Genomic DNA, 17588 nt, shown 5'->3' with positions numbered 1-17588 from the left:
TCCAGGAAAAAAGATGCGCTTATCAGCGTACGCCGCAGGGCCGGTGTCAGACTCCGAGCCGCTCCCCGGACGGAATCCGCACCCCGCGGGCCCAGTCGGCCGCGCGCATGGGCTTCTTGCCCTGGGCCTGCACCCAGAGCAGTTCCACGGCGAAGGAACCGGTGCCCACGTACACATTGTTCTTGGCGACCGACAGCTCGCCCGGGGCGAGATCCGTGCGGTCGGGCACCATCGCGACCTGGATGAGCTTGAGGCGCTCGTCGCGGAAGACGGTCCAGGAGCCGGGTGCCGGCGTGCACCCGCGCACCACGCGGTCGACGCGCAGCGCCGGGGCGGCCCAGTCGACGTGGGCGCTCTCCACGGTGATCTTCGGCGCGGTGCTGATGCCGTCGGCGGGCTGCGGCACGGCCTTGAGCGTACCGTCCTCGATCCCGTCCATCGTCGCGGCGAGCAGTCCCGACCCGGCGAAGGCGAGCCGCGTGAGCAGGTCCCCGCTGGTGTCGGTGGGACGGATCTCCTCGGTGACGGTCCCGTACACCGGCCCCGAGTCGAGGCCCTCCTCGATCAGGAAGGTGGAGGCGCCGGTGATCTCGTCCCCGGCCATGATCGCGTGCTGCACGGGAGCCGCGCCGCGCCAGGCGGGCAGCAGCGAGAAGTGCAGGTTGACCCAGCCCTGGGCGGGGATGTCGAGGGCGACCCGGGGCAGCAGCGCCCCGTACGCGACGACGGGACAGCAGTCCGGGCCGATCTCCCGCAGCCGGGCCAGGAATTCCTCGTCCCGGGGCTTCGCGGGCTTGAGCACCTCGATCCCGGCCTGCTCCGCCCGCTCGGCGACCGGACTCGCGACGAGCCGTCGCCCCCGTCCGGCCGGCGCGTCCGGCCGGGTCACGACGGCGGCCACCTCGTGCCGCCCGGAGGCGATCAGGGCGTCCAGGGCGGGAACGGCGACCTCGGGGGTGCCTGCGAAGACGAGCTTCATGGGTGGTGATTGGCCTCTCGGGCGGGAGCACTTCACATCCCCCGCGCGCGTACCGGTTCGGGCCGTGCACGGGGCAGCGCACCAGTCTATGCCGCGCGGGGCCCGAGGGCTCGGGCGTTCTCCACAGGGCCATGTCCCCGGGCCCGCACGGGCGGTAAGGCCGCGCGGGCGGGGCACGGAGAGGGCTGTGGGCGGCGTACGGGAACGGGCTGTGGGCGGCGTACCCGGGAGGAACTTGGCCGGGCGGGTGCGCGCCGGCCCGCCGCAGCCGGGCTCCGGCGGTACGCGCTGTCCGCGCCGTCCGCGTACGGGTCCGGGTGGTTCGGACCGGCCGTCGGCACAGGCGGAGGGGGCCGCCCGTGGGCGCACGGGGCGCGTCGATCGCACGACGGGGGGCGTACAGCTCGGGACGCGCCCCGTTCATATGCTCTTGCGCCCTTGCACCCGTGACCACTCACCCGTCCACGCGTTGGTCAAGAAAGAGTTGACCACCGCGGACCGCACACCAGCGGCCCGATCCCTTTCAACGACGGTTCGAGAGGCTTGTTCATGGCCGACCATGCAACCCACGACGCCCAGGCTCGGGCCAGCCTGCACTTGCTGGTGCGGGACATCGAGCGGGTCCGTCGGCAGGTGGACGCACTGCGCACGCTCACCGCCCAGTTGGGCAACGTGTACCGCCCACGCCGCGCCGGCCCCTCCACGGGCTTCGTCGTCTACGGGCGCGCCCCCGCCCCGACCGTCCGTCTCGCCCAGGAACTGCGGGACAGCGTCGAGACCCTGGTCACCGCCGCCGTGGACTTCGACCGCTCCCTCGGCTTCTCGTGGGACGCGGTGGGATCGGCCCTCGGGGTCACCAAGCAGGCGGTGCACCGGCGTTACGGCGCCCGCCGAGCCGCCGCCCAGGCCGCCGCCGAGGCGGAGCGCGCCACGGAGACCGCCGACACACGTACGGTCGCCGTCAACGCCGCGCTGCCGTCGGTGCCGACCGTCCCCGCCGCCCACTCCATGCCGACCCAGCCGACGGCCGGCAGCCCGACGCTCCGCGACGAGGTCAGGCCCACGGTCTTCCCGGGCCCGCGCAACGGCTGACCCGACTCACCGAGACGACAACTGCCTCCCGGCGCCAGGCCCCCGGGGGGCAGTCCGCTACGCACGCCCCTGCCCGAGTCCGTCTCCCCGGCCCGGCCCACGCCCCCTGCCGACCCGCGGAGGCATGCCCCGGCACGGGCCACCCGGTCGCCCACACGGTCCGCGACAGGCACCTGTGCGGCGCACGGTCCACGACCCGTGCTCGGCGGCCCCACTGGATCTCATCCGCTCTCATCGGGTCTCATCGGGTCTCACCCGATGTCGGGCGGATCGATCCGGATGCGTACGGGGTCACCGCCCCCGCGGGCCATGCGCGCCGCCTGCGCGCTCTTCAGCGCCGCCGCCAGAGCGGCGCCACTGCCCGGGGGCACCCGGATGAGCACCCGTTCCCCGGGCTCCCCGAGAGGCGGTCCACCAGACCGCCTGGGCCGCCCCGCCTCACCGGTCGGCAGCGGCACGGGCCCCAACACCTCGGCGTCACCCGGTAGTTCGGCGGCCGCGAGGAACCCGGCGAGCGCCTCCGGCGCCCCGGACACCGCCGCCATCCGGGAGACGGGCGGAAATCCCAGCTCGGCCCGCTCGGCGAGTTCACGCACCGCGTGCCCGACCGGATCCCATCGCACGAGCGCCTGCACGGGCCGCAGGGTCGGTTCGGCCACGATCGCGACCGTGCCGCCCGCCCCCTGTGGACGGACCAGCGCGGCGGCCGCCGTCCACCGGCGCAACGCGTCCTCGCCGGCCCGCAGATCGGGCCGTCCGAGCATGGCCCAGCCGTCGAGCAGCAGGGCCGCCGCGTACCCGCCCTCGGCGACCGGTTCGGCCCCCGGCGTGCTGACCACCAGGGCGGGTGCCGCGGACACCGTGTCCAGCACCTGCTCCCGCCCGGACGTGCGCACCGGCACGGCCGGGAACGCCCGCCCCAGCTCCTCGGCGGTCCGCCGGGCGCCGACGACCTGCGCCCGCAGCCGGAACCCGCCGCACTCCTGGCAGTGCCAGGCCGTCTCGTCCCGCCCGCACCACCCGCAGCGCAGTGCCTGGGCGTCCTGCGCCTCCAACGGCCCCGCGCAGTGCCGGCACCGCGCGGGCTCCCGGCACCGCGCACAGGCCATCCTGGGCACATATCCCCGCCGGGGCACCTGGACCAGCACCGGCCCCTGCTTCAAACCCTCCCTGACGGTCTGCCAGGCGAGCGTCGGCAGCCGGGCGGCCCGGGCGGCCTCGTCGCGGGCGAGATCGCCGTCCGAGACGGTCCGCACCAGCGGCGCGGCGGCACGCACCTGGTCCCGGTCGGCGGCCAGCGGCAGCGCCCAGCCACTCTCGACCAGTTGTGCCGCCTCCACCGTGCACGTCCAACTCCCCAGCAGGAAGCCGCACTTGTCGCGTGAGGCGCGCAGCTCCAGGACTTCCCGGACATGCGGGAAGGGAGCGTTGTCGTCGCTGTGTCCGTCGTCGCCGTCGTCCCAGACGACGACCAGGCCCAGGTCCCGCACCGGCGCGAACATGGCGGCCCGGGTGCCGACCACGGCCCGGACGGACCCGCGCCGTACGGCGAGCCAGTCGCGGTAGCGCCGCTCCGGTCCGGCGTCGGCGGTCAGCACGGCGTGATGCCCCTCACCCAGCAGGGACTTGAGGGCCGTGTCGACACGGGCGGCGGGCCGGCCCGCCGGTACGACGACGAGCGCGCCGCGCCCGGAGGCGAGCGTCGCCTGCACCGCGCGGGCGATCTCCTCTGCCCACTCGGGACCGGGCAGCGCGGTCCACACCGCGCGCGGGGCGCCGCCGGAGGCGAGCGAGGCGAGGAAGTCAGCGCCTCGCCCGTAGCGTCGCCAGGTCCCGGGGTCGGGTGCGGGCGGCGGCGGCGGGGGCGGGGGCGACTCCCGTGCCTCGGCACGGGCGTGCCGGGGCGGCACGGCCAGTTGCAGCACGTCGGCGAGCGAACCCGCGTACCGGTCGGCGACGGCGCGGGCCAGCCCCAGCAGTTCGGGTCCGAGGACGGGTTCGGGCGAGACGACCTGGGCGAGGGCGGCCAGCGGCCCGGAGTAGTCGGACTCGGCGACCCGCTCGACGAGATATCCGTCGATGAGACCGCCGCCCTCGCGCCGCCCCTCGCGCACGGTGCGCCCGCCTGCGCCGAAGCGGACCCGTACCCGCACGCCCGGCTGCGCGGCGTCGTCGAGGTCCTCGGGCACGGCGTAGTCGAAGTACCGGTCGAGGTGCAGTACGCCCTTGTCGACGAGCACCCGCGCGACGGGCAGTTCCTTCGCCAGCGGGGCACCCCGCCAGGTCCGCGGCTTCGCCTTCGGTGCCTTGGCCTGCCGCACGGTCTCCCGGATCAGCGCAAGCTGCTCGGGCGGTGCGCCGTCCGCGCCGCCCGCGCTGTCCTCGGATCGCCCGTTCGCGCTGCTCACAGCAGTATTCCTACCAGACCGCACTGACAGCGCCGCCCGCCCGAGATCGGGCCGGACGCGGATCGCGAACGCCTGGAAGGCGCTTTTGCCATGGACCGCTCGGCCATACCGGTCGGGGACCGGCAGCAGGATTCGAACCTGCGAGGGGCCATCGCCCCGGAAGTATCCGCGGCCGTCGCACCGGACCGGACGACGCCGGTTCTCCCGAGATCAGGGCGGCAGCGGAACGTGATCCAGATTCACCGCACGCCGTGGGCGTACTCCACCGAAGTAACCGCGGCCATCGCACCGGGAGATCATCAGCGTACGGACTCAGGCCCGGACCGGCCATCGCTTTTCCGCGCAGTCGTGAGGCTTTTCCGCACAGCCGTGAGGCCCGGCACCCCTCGGGGTGCCGGGCCTCACGGCTGTGGCGAAGCGTTCGCGGACTACAGGCCCGCGGCCTTGCGCAGCGCGTCCACCCGGTCCGTCCGCTCCCACGTGAAGTCGGGCAGCTCGCGGCCGAAGTGGCCGTAGGCGGCGGTCTGGGAGTAGATCGGGCGGAGCAGGTCGAGGTCGCGGATGATGGCCGCCGGACGGAGGTCGAAGACGTCCGTGATGGCGGTCTCGATCTTCTCCGCGTCGACCTTGGCGGTGCCGAAGGTCTCGACGAACAGACCGACCGGCTCGGCCTTGCCGATCGCGTAGGCGACCTGGACCTCGCAGCGCGAGGCGAGGCCCGCGGCGACGACGTTCTTCGCGACCCAGCGCATCGCGTAGGCGGCGGAGCGGTCGACCTTGGACGGGTCCTTGCCGGAGAAGGCACCGCCGCCGTGGCGGGCCATGCCGCCGTAAGTGTCGATGATGATCTTGCGGCCGGTGAGGCCGGCGTCGCCCATCGGGCCGCCGATCTCGAAGCGGCCGGTCGGGTTCACCAGCAGGCGGTAGCCCTCGGTCTCCAGCTTGATGCCGTCGTCGAGGAGGGCCTTCAGCTCCGGCTCCACCACGAACTCGCGGATGTCGGGAGCGAGCAGGGAGTCCAGGTCGATGTCCGAGGCGTGCTGCGAGGACACGACGACGGTGTCCAGACGGACCGCCTTGTCGCCGTCGTACTCGATGGTGACCTGGGTCTTGCCGTCGGGACGCAGGTACGGGATGGTCCCGTTCTTGCGGACGTCGGACAGCCGGCGCGCGAGCCGGTGCGCGAGGTGGATCGGGAGCGGCATCAGGTTCGGGGTCTCGTCCGTCGCGTACCCGAACATCAGGCCCTGGTCGCCGGCACCCTGCCTGTCCAGCTCGTCCTCGTCACCCTCGACACGGGACTCGTACGCCGTGTCGACACCCTGCGCGATGTCCGGGGACTGGGAACCGATCGACACCGACACGCCACAGGACGCCCCGTCGAAGCCCTTCTTCGAGGAGTCGTAGCCGATCTCCAGGATCTTGTCGCGGACGAGCTGCGCGATCGGCGCGTACGCCTTGGTCGTGACCTCTCCGGCCACGTGCACCAGGCCGGTGGTGATGAGCGTCTCCACGGCGACCCGGGATGTCGGGTCCTCGCGCAGAAGGGCATCGAGAATGGTGTCGCTGATCTGGTCAGCGATCTTGTCGGGGTGACCCTCGGTCACGGACTCCGAGGTGAACAGGCGACGGGACACAACGCTCCCTGTGGTTGCAGCGGCTGCTGGCTGATCATGGGTGGACGGGTCGGGGGCTGCGCCCGGCGTCGTCCGAGAACAGTTTATCGGTCGCACTCGGCCGCGGGACCCCTGTCTCGCCTCTCGGAAGGCCTGTGACCTGCGGCACGGGCATTCTGCGCCATCGTCAGGGCTCTCCGCCAGGGTCGCCACGCCCGATTTTGTGGGCTTTGTGGTGACGGGTGTGATGGATGAGCTTTTCACACGAGTCGGCGTGTCACCAGGTCCCACACCGTCTCGGCCAGCGCTTCCTTGGGTCCGTGGGGCACCGCGGTCTCACTTCCGTCGGCTCCGAGCACCACCGCCTCGTTCTCCTCGGAACCGAAGGTCTTGCGCTCCCCCACCTCGTTCACCACCAGGAGATCGCAGCCCTTGCGCTCCAGTTTGGTCCGTCCGTTGGACAGGACGTCGTCGGTCTCGGCGGCGAATCCCACCACGACCTGACCGGGGCGCGCGCGGTCCGCGGAGATCTCCGCGAGGATGTCCGGATTACGGACCAGAACGATCGGCTCCGGTTCCTTGCCGTCCTTCTTCTTGATCTTCCCGGCCGCGTATGCCTGGGGGCGGAAGTCCGCCACCGCGGCCGCCATCACCACCGCGTCGGCGTCCGAGGCCGCCTTCAGCACGGCTTCCCGCATCTGCACGGCGGTGCCGACCTGGACCACGTCGACCCCGGCCGGGTCCGCCAGACCCGTGTTCGCGGCGATCAGGGTGACCCTGGCGCCGCGCGCGGCCGCGGTACGGGCGAGCGCGTACCCCTGCTTGCCGGAGGAGCGGTTGCCGAGGAAGCGGACCGGGTCGAGGGGCTCCCGGGTGCCGCCGGCGCTGACGACGACGTGCCGTCCGGCGAGATCCGGCTCGGTGACCCCGCGGGCGAGGACACGGCGACAGACCTCGAAGATCTCTCCCGGGTCGGGCAGCCGCCCCTTGCCGGTGTCGACGCCGGTCAGACGCCCCACGGCGGGCTCGATGACGACGGCGCCGCGCCGCCGCAGCGTCGCCACGTTCTCCTGCGTCGCCGGGTGCTCCCACATCTCGGTGTGCATGGCGGGCGCGAAGACGACCGGACAGCGGGCGGTGAGCAGCGTGTTGGTCAGGAGGTCGTCGGCCAGCCCGTGGGCGGCCTTGGCGAGCATGTCGGCCGTCGCGGGGGCGACCACCACGAGGTCGGCGTGCTGCCCGATGCGGACGTGCGGGACCTCGTGGACGTCCGACCAGACCTCGGTGGACACGGGGTGGCCCGAGAGGGCGGACCAGGTGGCGGCGCCGACGAAGTTCAGCGCGGAGGCGGTGGGCACGACACGTACGTCGTGTCCCGACTCCGTCAGTCGTCGCAGCAGCTCACAGGCCTTGTACGCGGCGATGCCACCGCTGACCCCCAGAACGACCTTCGGCTTGTCCACCGTCTCTCCCCGGGCTCGGAAATCTACGACTCCATGACACACCACAGGCCCGACAGTCGCGCCGCCGGGCCTGGGATGAGCATTGAACGACTACTGAGCGGGGCCCTCGACGGCCTCGGAGGTCAGCAGACCCGCGTTGATCTCGCGCAGGGCGATCGACAGCGGCTTCTCGTGGACGTGGGTGTCGACGAGCGGACCGACGTACTCGAGGAGGCCCTCGCCGAGCTGCGAGTAGTACGCGTTGATCTGGCGGGCGCGCTTGGCCGCGTAGATCACCAGGCTGTACTTCGAGTCGGTGGCCTCGAGAAGCTCGTCGATCGGAGGGTTGATGATGCCCTCGGGAGCAGTGATGGAAGAGGACACGCTCTGCCTTCCGAAAGGTGGAAATTGACCTGAAAGATCAAACAACTGCCACCAAGGCTAGCAGCTCACGCGCCACGTCCTCGACGGAGGTGTTGACCAGGGTGATGTCGAACTCCGGCTCGGCGGCCAGTTCGATCTTGGCCGCGTCCAGCCGGCGCTCGATCACCTCGGGCGGTTCGGTGCCGCGCCCGGTGAGCCTGCGAACCAGCTCCTCCCAGGAGGGCGGGGCCAGGAACACGAGCAGCGCGTCCCGCATGGACTCGCGGACCTGCCGGGCTCCCTGGAGGTCGATCTCCAGGAGGACCGGTACACCGGACTCCAGGTGCTCCAGGACGGCGGCCCGCGGAGTGCCGTAGCGGTTGCCGGCGAATTCGGCCCACTCCAGGAGCTCGCCGTTGGCGATCAGCTTGTCCATCTCGTCGTCGGTGACGAAGAAGTAGTGGACTCCGTGCTTCTCGCCGGGGCGGGGCTTGCGGGTCGTCGCCGACACCGAGAGCCAGACCTCGGGGTGCGCCTTGCGCATATGAGCGACGACCGTGCTCTTGCCGACCCCGGAGGGGCCGGAGAGCACGGTCAGCCGCGGACGTACGTCCGGGGGTACGGGGGTTGTCCCCCGGGGTGTTGCAGCCATACAGCGATTATTCCAGCAATCCTGGTGTGTCCAGGACTCAGGCGCCGGAACCGCCGAACTCGCGCTCCAAAGAGGCGATCTGGTTCGAGCCGAGACCGCGCACGCGGCGGCTCTCGGAGATCCCGAGTCGCTCCATGATCTGCTTGGCGCGGACCTTGCCCACGCCCGGCAGGGACTCCAGGAGAGCGGAGACCTTCATCTTGCCGATGACGTCGTTCTCCTGACCCTGCTTGATGACCTCGTGGAGAGAGGCGCCGGAGTGCTTGAGTCGATTCTTGACCTCGGCCCGCTCCCGGCGAGCCGCGGCGGCCTTTTCGAGCGCGGCTGCGCGCTGTTCAGGGGTAAGGGGCGGAAGAGCCACGCCTACGTCACCTCGGATGTCGAACTGTCGGATACGGACCGGTGAGGAACCTAGTCGCCCCACACCTGGGAGCCACGGGCAACACGCTCGCCCGTCTCCCCCGCCGCCTTGACAGCGCGGGAGGTGCTCCCACTCGACGGAGACTAGCGGGCAAGTGCGCCGGAGTCAGCGAGAACAGAGGAAAAGTCCTGGTCAGCCTCTCTGGAGCCCGACATTTACGACATAACTCCCCGGATTTGAGAATGTATTCAGACTCGGGGAGCCCGGAGGGCACTCACCGGAGGGCTCTCGAACGGTTGTCGGAGGTCTCAGGCGGCCGCCACGGCCGCCCTGATCTCCTCCGCGAACCCCTCGGCCGACTCACGCAGGGCCATGGCGTCGGGACCGTGACGCAGAACACCCCGGCTCACGTTCGGGACGACGTTGCGCACGGCGGCCCCGAAGACACCCGCCAGATCGGCCGCGGTCGCCCCCTGGGCGCCGATGCCGGGCGCGAGGAGCGGGCCGTTGATGTCCAGGTCGTAGGAGGAGAGATCGCCCAGGGTGGCGCCGACGACCGCTCCGAAGGAGCCGAGCGGTGTCTCGTCCGCGTTCTCGGCGGCCAGGTGCCCGAGCATCGTCGCCCCGACGCTGCGCCCGTCCGCCCGCACCGCGTGCTGCACCTCGCCGCCCTCCGGGTTGGAGGTGAGCGCGAGGACGAAGAGCCCGGCCCCGCTCTCACGCGCCAGCTCCACCGCGGGCTTCAGCGAGCCGTAGCCGAGGTACGGCGACACCGTCAGCGCGTCCGAGAAGAGCGGCGCGTCCTTGCGCAGGAAGGTCTCGGCGTACGCGGCCATGGTCGAGCCGATGTCGCCGCGCTTGGCGTCCATCACGACCAGCGCACCGGCCTCCCGTGCCTGTTCGACCGACTTCTCCAGGACGGCGATCCCGCGCGAGCCGAACCGCTCGAAGAACGCGCTCTGCGGCTTGAGAACGGCGACCCGCTCGGCGAGCGCCTCGACGACCGTACGGCTGAAGCGCTCCAGGCCCGCGATGTCGTCGCCGAGACCCCAGTCGGCGAGCAGGGACGCGTGCGGGTCGATGCCCACGCACAGGGGACCGCGCTCGTCCATGGCGCGGCGAAGGCGCGCGCCGAAGGGTTCCAGGCTCATACGGACTTCCTCACGTCGGCGCCGACCGCGTCGGCGAGGGTGGCGTACGGGCTCGTCCGCAGGCGGGCGGCGAGACCCTTGTGGATGGCACGGCCCCAGAAGGGGCCCTCGTAGATGAAGGCGCTGTAGCCCTGGACCAGGGTGGCGCCGGCCAGGATGCGCTGCCAGGCGTCCTCGGCGCTCTCGATGCCGCCGACGCCCACCAGGGTGATCCGGTCGCCCACGCGCGCGTAGAGGCGGCGCAGCACCTCCAGGGAGCGCGCCTTGAGCGGCGCGCCCGAGAGGCCGCCGGTCTCCTTGACCAGGGAGGGGTCGGACGTCAGTCCGAGTCCCTCGCGGGCGATGGTCGTGTTCGTGGCGATGATCCCGTCCAGGCCGAGCTCGACGGCGAGGTCGGCGACCGCGTCGATGTCCTCGTCGGCGAGGTCGGGCGCGATCTTGACGAGGAGCGGGACGCGCCGGTCGGTGACGGCACGGTCGGCGGCCTCGCGCACGGCGCCGAGCAGCGGCCGCAGCACCTCGGTGGCCTGGAGGTTGCGCAGTCCCGGGGTGTTCGGGGAGGACACGTTCACGACGAGGTAGTCGGCGTGCCGGGCGAGGCGTTCGGCGGACTTGACGTAGTCGCCGACGGCTTCCGCCTCGGGGACGGTCTTGGTCTTGCCGATGTTGACGCCCACGACGGTCCTGAACACGGGCGTACGGGCCGCCAGGCGCTCGGAGACGGCCGCGGAGCCCTCGTTGTTGAATCCCATGCGGTTGATCAGCGCGCGGTCCGGCACGAGGCGGAACAGACGCTTCTTGGGGTTGCCCGGCTGCGGCTCCCCGGTGACCGTGCCGATCTCGATGTGGTCGAAGCCGAGCATCGACATCCCGTCGATGGCCACGGCGTTCTTGTCGAAGCCCGCCGCGAGGCCGAAGGGCCCGTGCATGCGCAGGCCGAGCGCCTCGGTGCGCAGCTCCTTGTGGCGGGGCGCGAGCGCGGCGGCGACGAAGGTGCGCAGGACGGGGACGCGGGCGACGAGCCGGATCCAGCGGAAGGCGAGATGGTGGGCCTGCTCCGGGTCCATCCGCTTGAAGACGAGGTTGAAGAACAGCTTGTACATGATCATGTCCTCGAAAGTGCCCGGTGAAGGGCGCCTCTTGAAGGGGCAGGGGGCCTCATGAAGAGGGGGACACCGTTTCCGGTGTCCCCCTCAGGGCTGTTAGTCGCGCGCCGCCGTCAGATGCTCGGCGTGTTCCTGGAGCGAGCGCACGCCCACGTCGCCGTGGTTGAGCGCGTCGATGCCCTGGACGGCGGCGGCGAGCGCCTGCACCGTCGTCAGGCACGGGACCGAGCGGGCCACGGCCGCCGTGCGGATCTCGTAGCCGTCGAGACGGCCGCCGGTGCCGTACGGCGTGTTGACGATGAGGTCGACCTCGCCGTCGTGGATGAGCTGGACGATGGTCCTCTCGCCGTTCGGGCCCTCGCCCTCGCTCTGCTTGCGCACGACCGTGGCGTGGATGCCGTTGCGCTTGAGCACCTCGGCCGTGCCGGAGGTGGCCATCAGCTCGAAGCCGTGGGCGACGAGTTCGCGCGCCGGGAAGATCATCGAGCGCTTGTCGCGGTTGGCGACCGAGATGAAGGCGCGGCCCTTGGTGGGCAGCGGGCCGTAGGCGCCCGCCTGCGACTTGGCGTACGCGGTGCCGAACACCGAGTCGATGCCCATGACCTCGCCGGTGGAACGCATCTCCGGGCCGAGCACCGTGTCGACGCCGCGGCCGTGGATGTCGCGGAAGCGCGACCACGGCATGACGGCCTCCTTGACGGAGATCGGCGCGTCGAGCGGCAGCGTTCCGCCGTCGCCGTTCGCCGGGAGCAGGCCCTCGGCACGCAGCTCGGCGACGGTCGCGCCCAGCGAGATGCGGGCGGCGGCCTTCGCGAGCGGCACCGCGGTCGCCTTCGAGGTGAAGGGGACGGTGCGCGAGGCGCGCGGGTTGGCTTCGAGGACGTAGAGGATGTCGCCGGCCATCGCGAACTGGATGTTGATCAGGCCGCGGACGCCGACGCCCTTGGCGATGGCCTCGGTCGAGGCGCGCAGCCGCTTGATGTCGAACCCGCCGAGGGTGATCGGCGGCAGCGCGCACGCCGAGTCGCCGGAGTGGATGCCGGCCTCCTCGATGTGCTCCATGACGCCGCCGAGGTAGAGCTCCTCGCCGTCGTACAGCGCGTCGACGTCGATCTCGATCGCGTCGTCGAGGAACCGGTCGACCAGGACCGGCCGGGAGGGGCTGATCTCGGTGGACTCGGCGATGTAGGAGGCCAGCCGGGTCTCGTCGTAGACGATCTCCATGCCGCGTCCGCCGAGGACGTACGAGGGGCGCACCAGGACGGGGTAGCCGATCTCGTCGGCGATGGCCTTGGCCTCGGTGAAGGTGGTGGCCGTGCCGTGCTTGGGGGCCGGCAGACCCGCCTCCGCGAGGACCCGTCCGAAGGCACCGCGGTCCTCGGCGGCGTGGATCGCCTCGGGCGAGGTGCCCACGATCGGCACGCCGTTGTCCTTGAGCGCCTGCGACAGGCCCAGCGGGGTCTGGCCGCCGAGCTGCACGATCACACCGGCGATCGGACCGGCCAGCGACTCCGCGTGGACGATCTCCAGCACGTCCTCCAGCGTCAGCGGCTCGAAGTACAGGCGGTCGGAGGTGTCGTAGTCCGTGGAGACGGTCTCGGGGTTGCAGTTGACCATCACGGTCTCGTAGCCCGCGTCGCTGAGCGCGAAGGAGGCGTGGACACAGGAGTAGTCGAACTCGATGCCCTGGCCGATGCGGTTCGGGCCGGAGCCCAGGATGATCACCGCGGGCTTCTCGCGCCGCGCGACCTCGGTCTCCTCGTCGTAGGAGGAGTAGAAGTACGGCGTGTTGGCGGCGAACTCGGCGGCGCAGGTGTCGACCGTCTTGTAGACCGGGCGCACGCCCAGCGCGTGCCGCACCTCGCGGACGACGTCCTCGCGCAGCCCGCGGATCTCGGCAATCTGGACGTCGGAGAAGCCGTGCCGCTTGGCCTCGGCGAGCAGCTCGGGATAGAGCTTGTCCGCGGCGGCCAGCTCGTCCGCGATCTCCTTGATCAGGAAGAGCTGGTCGACGAACCACGGGTCGATCTTCGTGGACTCGAAGACCTCCTCGGGCGTGGCGCCCGCGCGGATGGCCTGCATGACGGAGTTGATGCGGCCGTCGGTGGGCCGGGCGGCCTCGCGCAGCAGCTCGTCCTTGTCACCGGGCTCACCCACGAAGGTGAACTGGCTGCCCTTCTTCTCCAGCGAGCGCAGTGCCTTCTGCAGCGCCTCGGTGAAGTTGCGGCCGATCGCCATGGCCTCGCCGACCGACTTCATGGTGGTCGTGAGGGTGGAGTCGGCGGAGGGGAACTTCTCGAAGGCGAAGCGCGGGGCCTTCACGACGACGTAGTCGAGGGTCGGCTCGAAGGAGGCCGGGGTCTTCTCGGTGATGTCGTTCGGGATCTCGTCGAGCGTGTAGCCGACGGCGAGCTTGGCCGCGATCTTGGCGATGGGGAAGCCGGTCGCCTTGGAGGCGAGGGCCGAGGACCGCGAGACGCGCGGGTTCATCTCGATGACGATGATGCGGCCGTCCTCGGGGTTGACCGCGAACTGGATGTTGCAGCCGCCGGTGTCGACGCCGACCTCGCGGATGATCGCGATGCCGATGTCGCGCAGCCGCTGGTACTCGCGGTCGGTCAGCGTCATGGCCGGGGCGACGGTGATGGAGTCGCCGGTGTGGACGCCCATCGGGTCGAAGTTCTCGATGGAGCAGACGACCACGACGTTGTCGTTCTTGTCGCGCATCAGCTCCAGCTCGTACTCCTTCCAGCCGAGGATGGACTCCTCCAGGAGCACCTCGGTGGTCGGGGAGAGCGTGAGGCCCTGGCCGGCGATGCGGCGCAGTTCGTCCTCGTCGTGGGCGAAGCCGGAGCCGGCGCCGCCCATGGTGAAGGAGGGGCGGACGACGACGGGGTAGCCGCCGAGCGTGTCGACGCCCTTGATGACGTCGTCCATGGTGTGGCAGATGACGGACCGGGCGGACTCGCCGTGGCCGATCTTCTCGCGCACGGCCTCGACGACGCCTTTGAAAAGGTCGCGGTCCTCGCCCTTGTTGATCGCCTCGATGTTGGCGCCGATGAGCTCGACGCCGTACTTCGCCAGCACACCCTGCTCGTGCATGGAGATCGCGGTGTTGAGGGCGGTCTGGCCGCCGAGCGTCGGCAGCAGGACGTCGGGGCGCTCCTTGGCGATGATCTTCTCGACGAACTCGGGGGTGATCGGCTCGACGTAGGTGGCGTCGGCGATCTCCGGGTCGGTCATGATCGTCGCCGGGTTGGAGTTGACGAGGATGACCCGCAGGCCCTCGGCGCGCAGGACGCGGCACGCCTGGGTGCCGGAGTAGTCGAACTCGGCGGCCTGGCCGATGACGATCGGGCCGGAGCCGATGACCAGGACGGACTGGATATCGGTGCGCTTAGGCACGCTGGCCCTCCATCAGGACTGTTTCCATCAAAGACGTGAAGCGGTCGAACAGGTAGGCGGCGTCGTGCGGCCCTGCCGCCGCTTCGGGGTGGTACTGGACGCTGAAGGCCGGCTGGTCGAGCAGGTGGAGGCCCTCCACCACGTTGTCGTTGAGGCAGACGTGGGAGACCTCGACGCGGCCGTATGGGGTCTCGGAGACCTTGTCGAGCGGGGCGTCGACGGCGAAGCCGTGGTTGTGCGCGGTGACCTCGACCTTGCCGGTCGTACGGTCCTGCACCGGCTGGTTGATGCCGCGGTGGCCGTACTTCAGCTTGTACGTGCCGAAGCCGAGGGCCCGGCCGAGGATCTGGTTGCCGAAGCAGATGCCGAAGAGCGGAGTCTTGCGGGCGAGGACTTCCTTCATGACGGCGACGGGACCGTCGGCGGTCGCCGGGTCGCCGGGGCCGTTGGAGAAGAAGACGCCGTCCGGGTTCACGGCGTAGATGTCCTCGGCGGTGGCCGTCGCGGGCAGCACGTGCACCTCGATGCCGCGTTCGGCCATCCGGTGCGGGGTCATGCCCTTGATGCCCAGGTCGACGGCGGCGACGGTGAACTTCTTCGTACCGATCGCGGGGACGACGTACGTCTCCTTGGTGGCGACCTCGGCGGCGAGGTTCGCGCCCTTCATCTCGGGCACCTGGCGCACCTCGGCGAGCATGGTGCCCGCGTCGGGCAGCGCGTTGCCGGAGAAGATGCCGACGCGCATGGCGCCGCGCTCGCGCAGATGGCGGGTGAGGGCGCGGGTGTCGATGCCGCTGATGCCGACGACACCCTGGCTCCGCAGTTCCTCGTCCAGCGAGCGCCGCGAGCGCCAGTTGGAGGGCACGCGCGCGGGGTCGCGGACGACGTATCCGGCGACCCAGATCCGCTGCGACTCGGGGTCCTCGTCGTTGACGCCCGTGTTGCCGACGTGCGGGGCGGTCATCACGACGACCTGGCGGTGGTAGGACGGGTCGGTGAGGGTCTCCTGGTAGCCGGTCATGCCGGTGGAGAACACCGCTTCGCCGAAGGTCTCCCCCACGGCCCCGTAGGAACGGCCGCGGAAGACCCGGCCGTCCTCCAGGACGAGTACGGCGGGAAGCGCCTTTTCCTTCTGTGAGGCGTTCCCCTGAGTGGAGGTCGTCATCGTGCGCCTTCCGTTTCCGTCTTGTTGATCATGTCGTTCAGGGTGTCGACCCATTCGTTGTGCTCGGCCGCGCGGTCCGAGCGGAAACCGGAGTCGAGGAGCCTGTCGCCGTGCGCCCAGGTGACGACGAGGAGTCCGCCCTCGGTGAGGACCTTGCCCGCGATGCCCTTGTCGAGCCGGGCCTCGCGCAGCTGCGCGGCCGGGATGAAGAAGTCGTCCGCCCCGGGGCGTACGACGTCCAGTCCCGCGTCCGTCAGAGTGAGCTCGGCCCGGCTGCGGGTGCCCAGGCCGTGCGCCACGATGCGGTCGAGCCACTGCCCGGCGGTGGTGGAGCCGTGGTAGCGGCCGCTCATGCTCAGTCTCGCCGGACCGGGGTCTTCCGGCGCGTCGGGAAGCTCGGGCAGGTCGCCCTGGAGGGTGCCCCGCCACTTCCAGCCCTCGCGCATCAGCCAGTAGACGAGCGCGACGAAGAGCGCGAGGCCGACGAGCCAGCCGATCCGGGCGGACCAGTCGGTCACTTCCGCGGACTTCTGTGCGGCGGCGATGGAGAGGAGAGGTGTCACGCGAGCTTCCCGTCGACGAGGGTGGCCTTGCCCCGCAGCCAGGTGTGGGTGACCCGGCCCGGCAGCTCACGGCCCTCGTAGGGGGTGTTGCGGCTGCGCGAGGCGAAGCCAGCGGGGTCCACGGTCCCACGGTATGCGGTGTCGACGAGCGTGAGGTTGGCGGGCTCACCTGCCGAGACGGGACGTCCGTGGCCGGTGGCCCGGCCGATCGCGGCGGGCTTCACGGACATGCGGTCGGCGACGCCGGCCCAGTCGAGCAGTCCGGTCTCGACCATCGTCTGCTGGACGACGGACAGCGCGGTCTCCAGGCCGACCATGCCCATGGCGGCGGCGGCCCACTCGCAGTCCTTGTCCTCGTGCGGGTGCGGGGCGTGGTCGGTCGCGACGATGTCGATCGTGCCGTCGGCGAGCGCCTCGCGCAGCGCCATGACGTCCCGCTCGGTGCGCAGCGGCGGGTTGACCTTGTAGACCGGGTTGTACGAGCGCACCAGTTCGTCGGTGAGGAGCAGGTGGTGCGGGGTGACCTCGGCGGTGACGTCGATGCCGCGGGACTTGGCCCAGCGGACGATCTCGACGGACCCGGCGGTCGACAGGTGGCAGATGTGGACGCGGGAACCGACGTGCTCGGCGAGCAGGACGTCGCGGGCGATGATCGACTCCTCGGCCACCGCGGGCCAACCGCCGAGTCCGAGTTCGGCGGAGACGACGCCCTCGTTCATCTGGGCGCCCTCGGTGAGGCGGGGCTCCTGCGCGTGCTGGGCGACGACGCCGCCGAAGGCCTTCACGTACTCCAGCGCACGGCGCATCATCACCGCGTCGTCGACGCACTTGCCGTCGTCGGAGAAGACCGTGACACCGGCGGCGGACTCGTGCATGGCTCCCAGCTCGGCGAGCTTCTTGCCCTCAAGTCCGACGGTGACGGCGCCGATCGGCTGCACGTCGCAGTAGCCGTGCTCCTGGCCGAGCCGGTAGACCTGCTCGACCACACCGGCGGTGTCGGCGACGGGGAAGGTGTTGGCCATGGCGAACACGGCCGTGAAGCCGCCGCTCGCCGCGGCGCGGGTGCCGGTCAGCACGGTCTCGGAGTCCTCGCGGCCGGGCTCGCGCAGATGGGTGTGCAGGTCGACCAGGCCCGGCAGCAGCACCTTGCCGTCGGCCTCGACGACCTCCGCGCCCTCGGCGGACAGCCCGGTGCCGACGGCCTCGATGACCTCGCCGTCGATCAGGACGTCCTGCGGCTCGCCGCCGAGCACCCTCGCACCTCGGATAAGGATCTTGCTCATGT

General features: G+C 71.2%; 14 protein-coding genes and 1 tRNA gene. 1 reads left to right on the top strand and 14 read right to left on the bottom strand.

Annotated features, from left to right (window positions below):
- Positions 1-46: 46 nt before the first annotated feature.
- The gene (gene fmt, locus OG780_RS33750; protein ID WP_328454585.1) at positions 47-979 is read right to left on the bottom strand and encodes a methionyl-tRNA formyltransferase; all 933 of its coding nucleotides are present in this window, start codon (positions 977-979) and stop codon (positions 47-49) included.
- Positions 980-1528: 549 nt separating this feature from the next.
- Between fmt and OG780_RS33745 the strand changes: the two genes are divergently transcribed.
- A complete protein-coding gene (locus OG780_RS33745) occupies positions 1529-2071 on the top strand; it encodes a hypothetical protein (RefSeq protein WP_328454583.1) in 543 nt (180 codons plus the stop codon).
- Positions 2072-2322: 251 nt separating this feature from the next.
- On the opposite strand, the gene OG780_RS33740 is transcribed toward OG780_RS33745, so the two are convergent.
- From OG780_RS33740 to OG780_RS33680, 13 genes are all read right to left on the bottom strand, one after another.
- Positions 2323-4479, bottom strand: a complete 2157-nt coding sequence (locus OG780_RS33740) for a primosomal protein N' (RefSeq protein WP_328454581.1) — start codon at positions 4477-4479, stop codon at positions 2323-2325.
- Between the two features lie 117 nt (positions 4480-4596).
- Positions 4597-4679, bottom strand: a tRNA-OTHER gene (locus tag OG780_RS33735).
- A 228-nt stretch (positions 4680-4907) separates the two neighbouring features.
- Positions 4908-6116: a methionine adenosyltransferase gene (gene metK / locus OG780_RS33730; protein WP_328454579.1), complete on the bottom strand. Its 1209-nt coding sequence runs from the start codon at positions 6114-6116 to the stop codon at positions 4908-4910.
- 239 nt (positions 6117-6355) lie between these two features.
- The gene (gene coaBC, locus OG780_RS33725; RefSeq protein ID WP_328454577.1) at positions 6356-7558 is read right to left on the bottom strand and encodes a bifunctional phosphopantothenoylcysteine decarboxylase/phosphopantothenate--cysteine ligase CoaBC; all 1203 of its coding nucleotides are present in this window, start codon (positions 7556-7558) and stop codon (positions 6356-6358) included.
- 90 nt (positions 7559-7648) lie between these two features.
- Positions 7649-7921 carry a DNA-directed RNA polymerase subunit omega gene (rpoZ, locus tag OG780_RS33720; protein ID WP_003982715.1) on the bottom strand — a complete coding sequence of 91 codons (273 nt, stop codon included), beginning with the start codon at positions 7919-7921 and terminating at the stop codon, positions 7649-7651.
- Between the two features lie 37 nt (positions 7922-7958).
- Positions 7959-8552, bottom strand: coding sequence for a guanylate kinase (gene gmk / locus OG780_RS33715; RefSeq protein WP_328454575.1), 594 nt, complete (start codon positions 8550-8552; stop codon positions 7959-7961).
- Between the two features lie 37 nt (positions 8553-8589).
- Positions 8590-8913 (bottom strand): integration host factor, encoded by a 324-nt coding sequence (locus tag OG780_RS33710; protein WP_016638838.1) that lies wholly within the window; start codon positions 8911-8913, stop codon positions 8590-8592.
- A 308-nt stretch (positions 8914-9221) separates the two neighbouring features.
- The gene (gene pyrF, locus OG780_RS33705; protein ID WP_328454573.1) at positions 9222-10064 is read right to left on the bottom strand and encodes an orotidine-5'-phosphate decarboxylase; all 843 of its coding nucleotides are present in this window, start codon (positions 10062-10064) and stop codon (positions 9222-9224) included.
- Positions 10061-11167 carry a quinone-dependent dihydroorotate dehydrogenase gene (locus OG780_RS33700; RefSeq protein WP_328458580.1) on the bottom strand — a complete coding sequence of 369 codons (1107 nt, stop codon included), beginning with the start codon at positions 11165-11167 and terminating at the stop codon, positions 10061-10063. Before OG780_RS33700 ends, pyrF begins: the two co-directional genes overlap by 4 nt.
- Positions 11168-11266: 99 nt before the next feature.
- Entirely contained in the window at positions 11267-14575 is a 3309-nt protein-coding gene (carB, locus tag OG780_RS33695) for a carbamoyl-phosphate synthase large subunit (RefSeq protein WP_328454571.1), read from the bottom strand.
- The gene (gene carA / locus OG780_RS33690; protein ID WP_328454569.1) at positions 14568-15740 is read right to left on the bottom strand and encodes a glutamine-hydrolyzing carbamoyl-phosphate synthase small subunit; all 1173 of its coding nucleotides are present in this window, start codon (positions 15738-15740) and stop codon (positions 14568-14570) included. The genes carB and carA overlap by 8 nt, the downstream gene beginning before the upstream one ends.
- Positions 15737-16303 (bottom strand): PH-like domain-containing protein, encoded by a 567-nt coding sequence (locus tag OG780_RS33685; protein WP_328454567.1) that lies wholly within the window; start codon positions 16301-16303, stop codon positions 15737-15739. The genes carA and OG780_RS33685 overlap by 4 nt, the downstream gene beginning before the upstream one ends.
- Entirely contained in the window at positions 16300-17586 is a 1287-nt protein-coding gene (locus OG780_RS33680; protein WP_328454565.1) for a dihydroorotase, read from the bottom strand. The genes OG780_RS33685 and OG780_RS33680 overlap by 4 nt, the downstream gene beginning before the upstream one ends.
- Positions 17587-17588: the final 2 nt, after the last annotated feature.

The organism is Streptomyces sp. NBC_00386, from assembly GCF_036063235.1.
Lineage (GTDB): Bacteria > Actinomycetota > Actinomycetes > Streptomycetales > Streptomycetaceae > Streptomyces.
The sequence above is the reverse complement of the archived record's forward strand: the minus strand, read 5'-3'. Positions and strand labels throughout refer to the sequence as shown.

What these genes read in the sequence shown, in the direction of transcription:
- fmt (WP_328454585.1), bottom strand. Translation starts at nt 979, where the DNA reads ATGAAGCTCGTCTTCGCAGGCACCCCCGAGGTCGCCGTTCCCGCCCTG.
- OG780_RS33745 (WP_328454583.1), top strand. Translation starts at nt 1,529, where the DNA reads ATGGCCGACCATGCAACCCACGACGCCCAGGCTCGGGCCAGCCTGCAC.
- gmk (WP_328454575.1), bottom strand. Translation starts at nt 8,552, where the DNA reads ATGGCTGCAACACCCCGGGGGACAACCCCCGTACCCCCGGACGTACGT.
- pyrF (WP_328454573.1), bottom strand. Translation starts at nt 10,064, where the DNA reads ATGAGCCTGGAACCCTTCGGCGCGCGCCTTCGCCGCGCCATGGACGAG.
- OG780_RS33700 (WP_328458580.1), bottom strand. Translation starts at nt 11,167, where the DNA reads ATGTACAAGCTGTTCTTCAACCTCGTCTTCAAGCGGATGGACCCGGAG.
- carA (WP_328454569.1), bottom strand. Translation starts at nt 15,740, where the DNA reads ATGACGACCTCCACTCAGGGGAACGCCTCACAGAAGGAAAAGGCGCTT.
- OG780_RS33680 (WP_328454565.1), bottom strand. Translation starts at nt 17,586, where the DNA reads ATGAGCAAGATCCTTATCCGAGGTGCGAGGGTGCTCGGCGGCGAGCCG.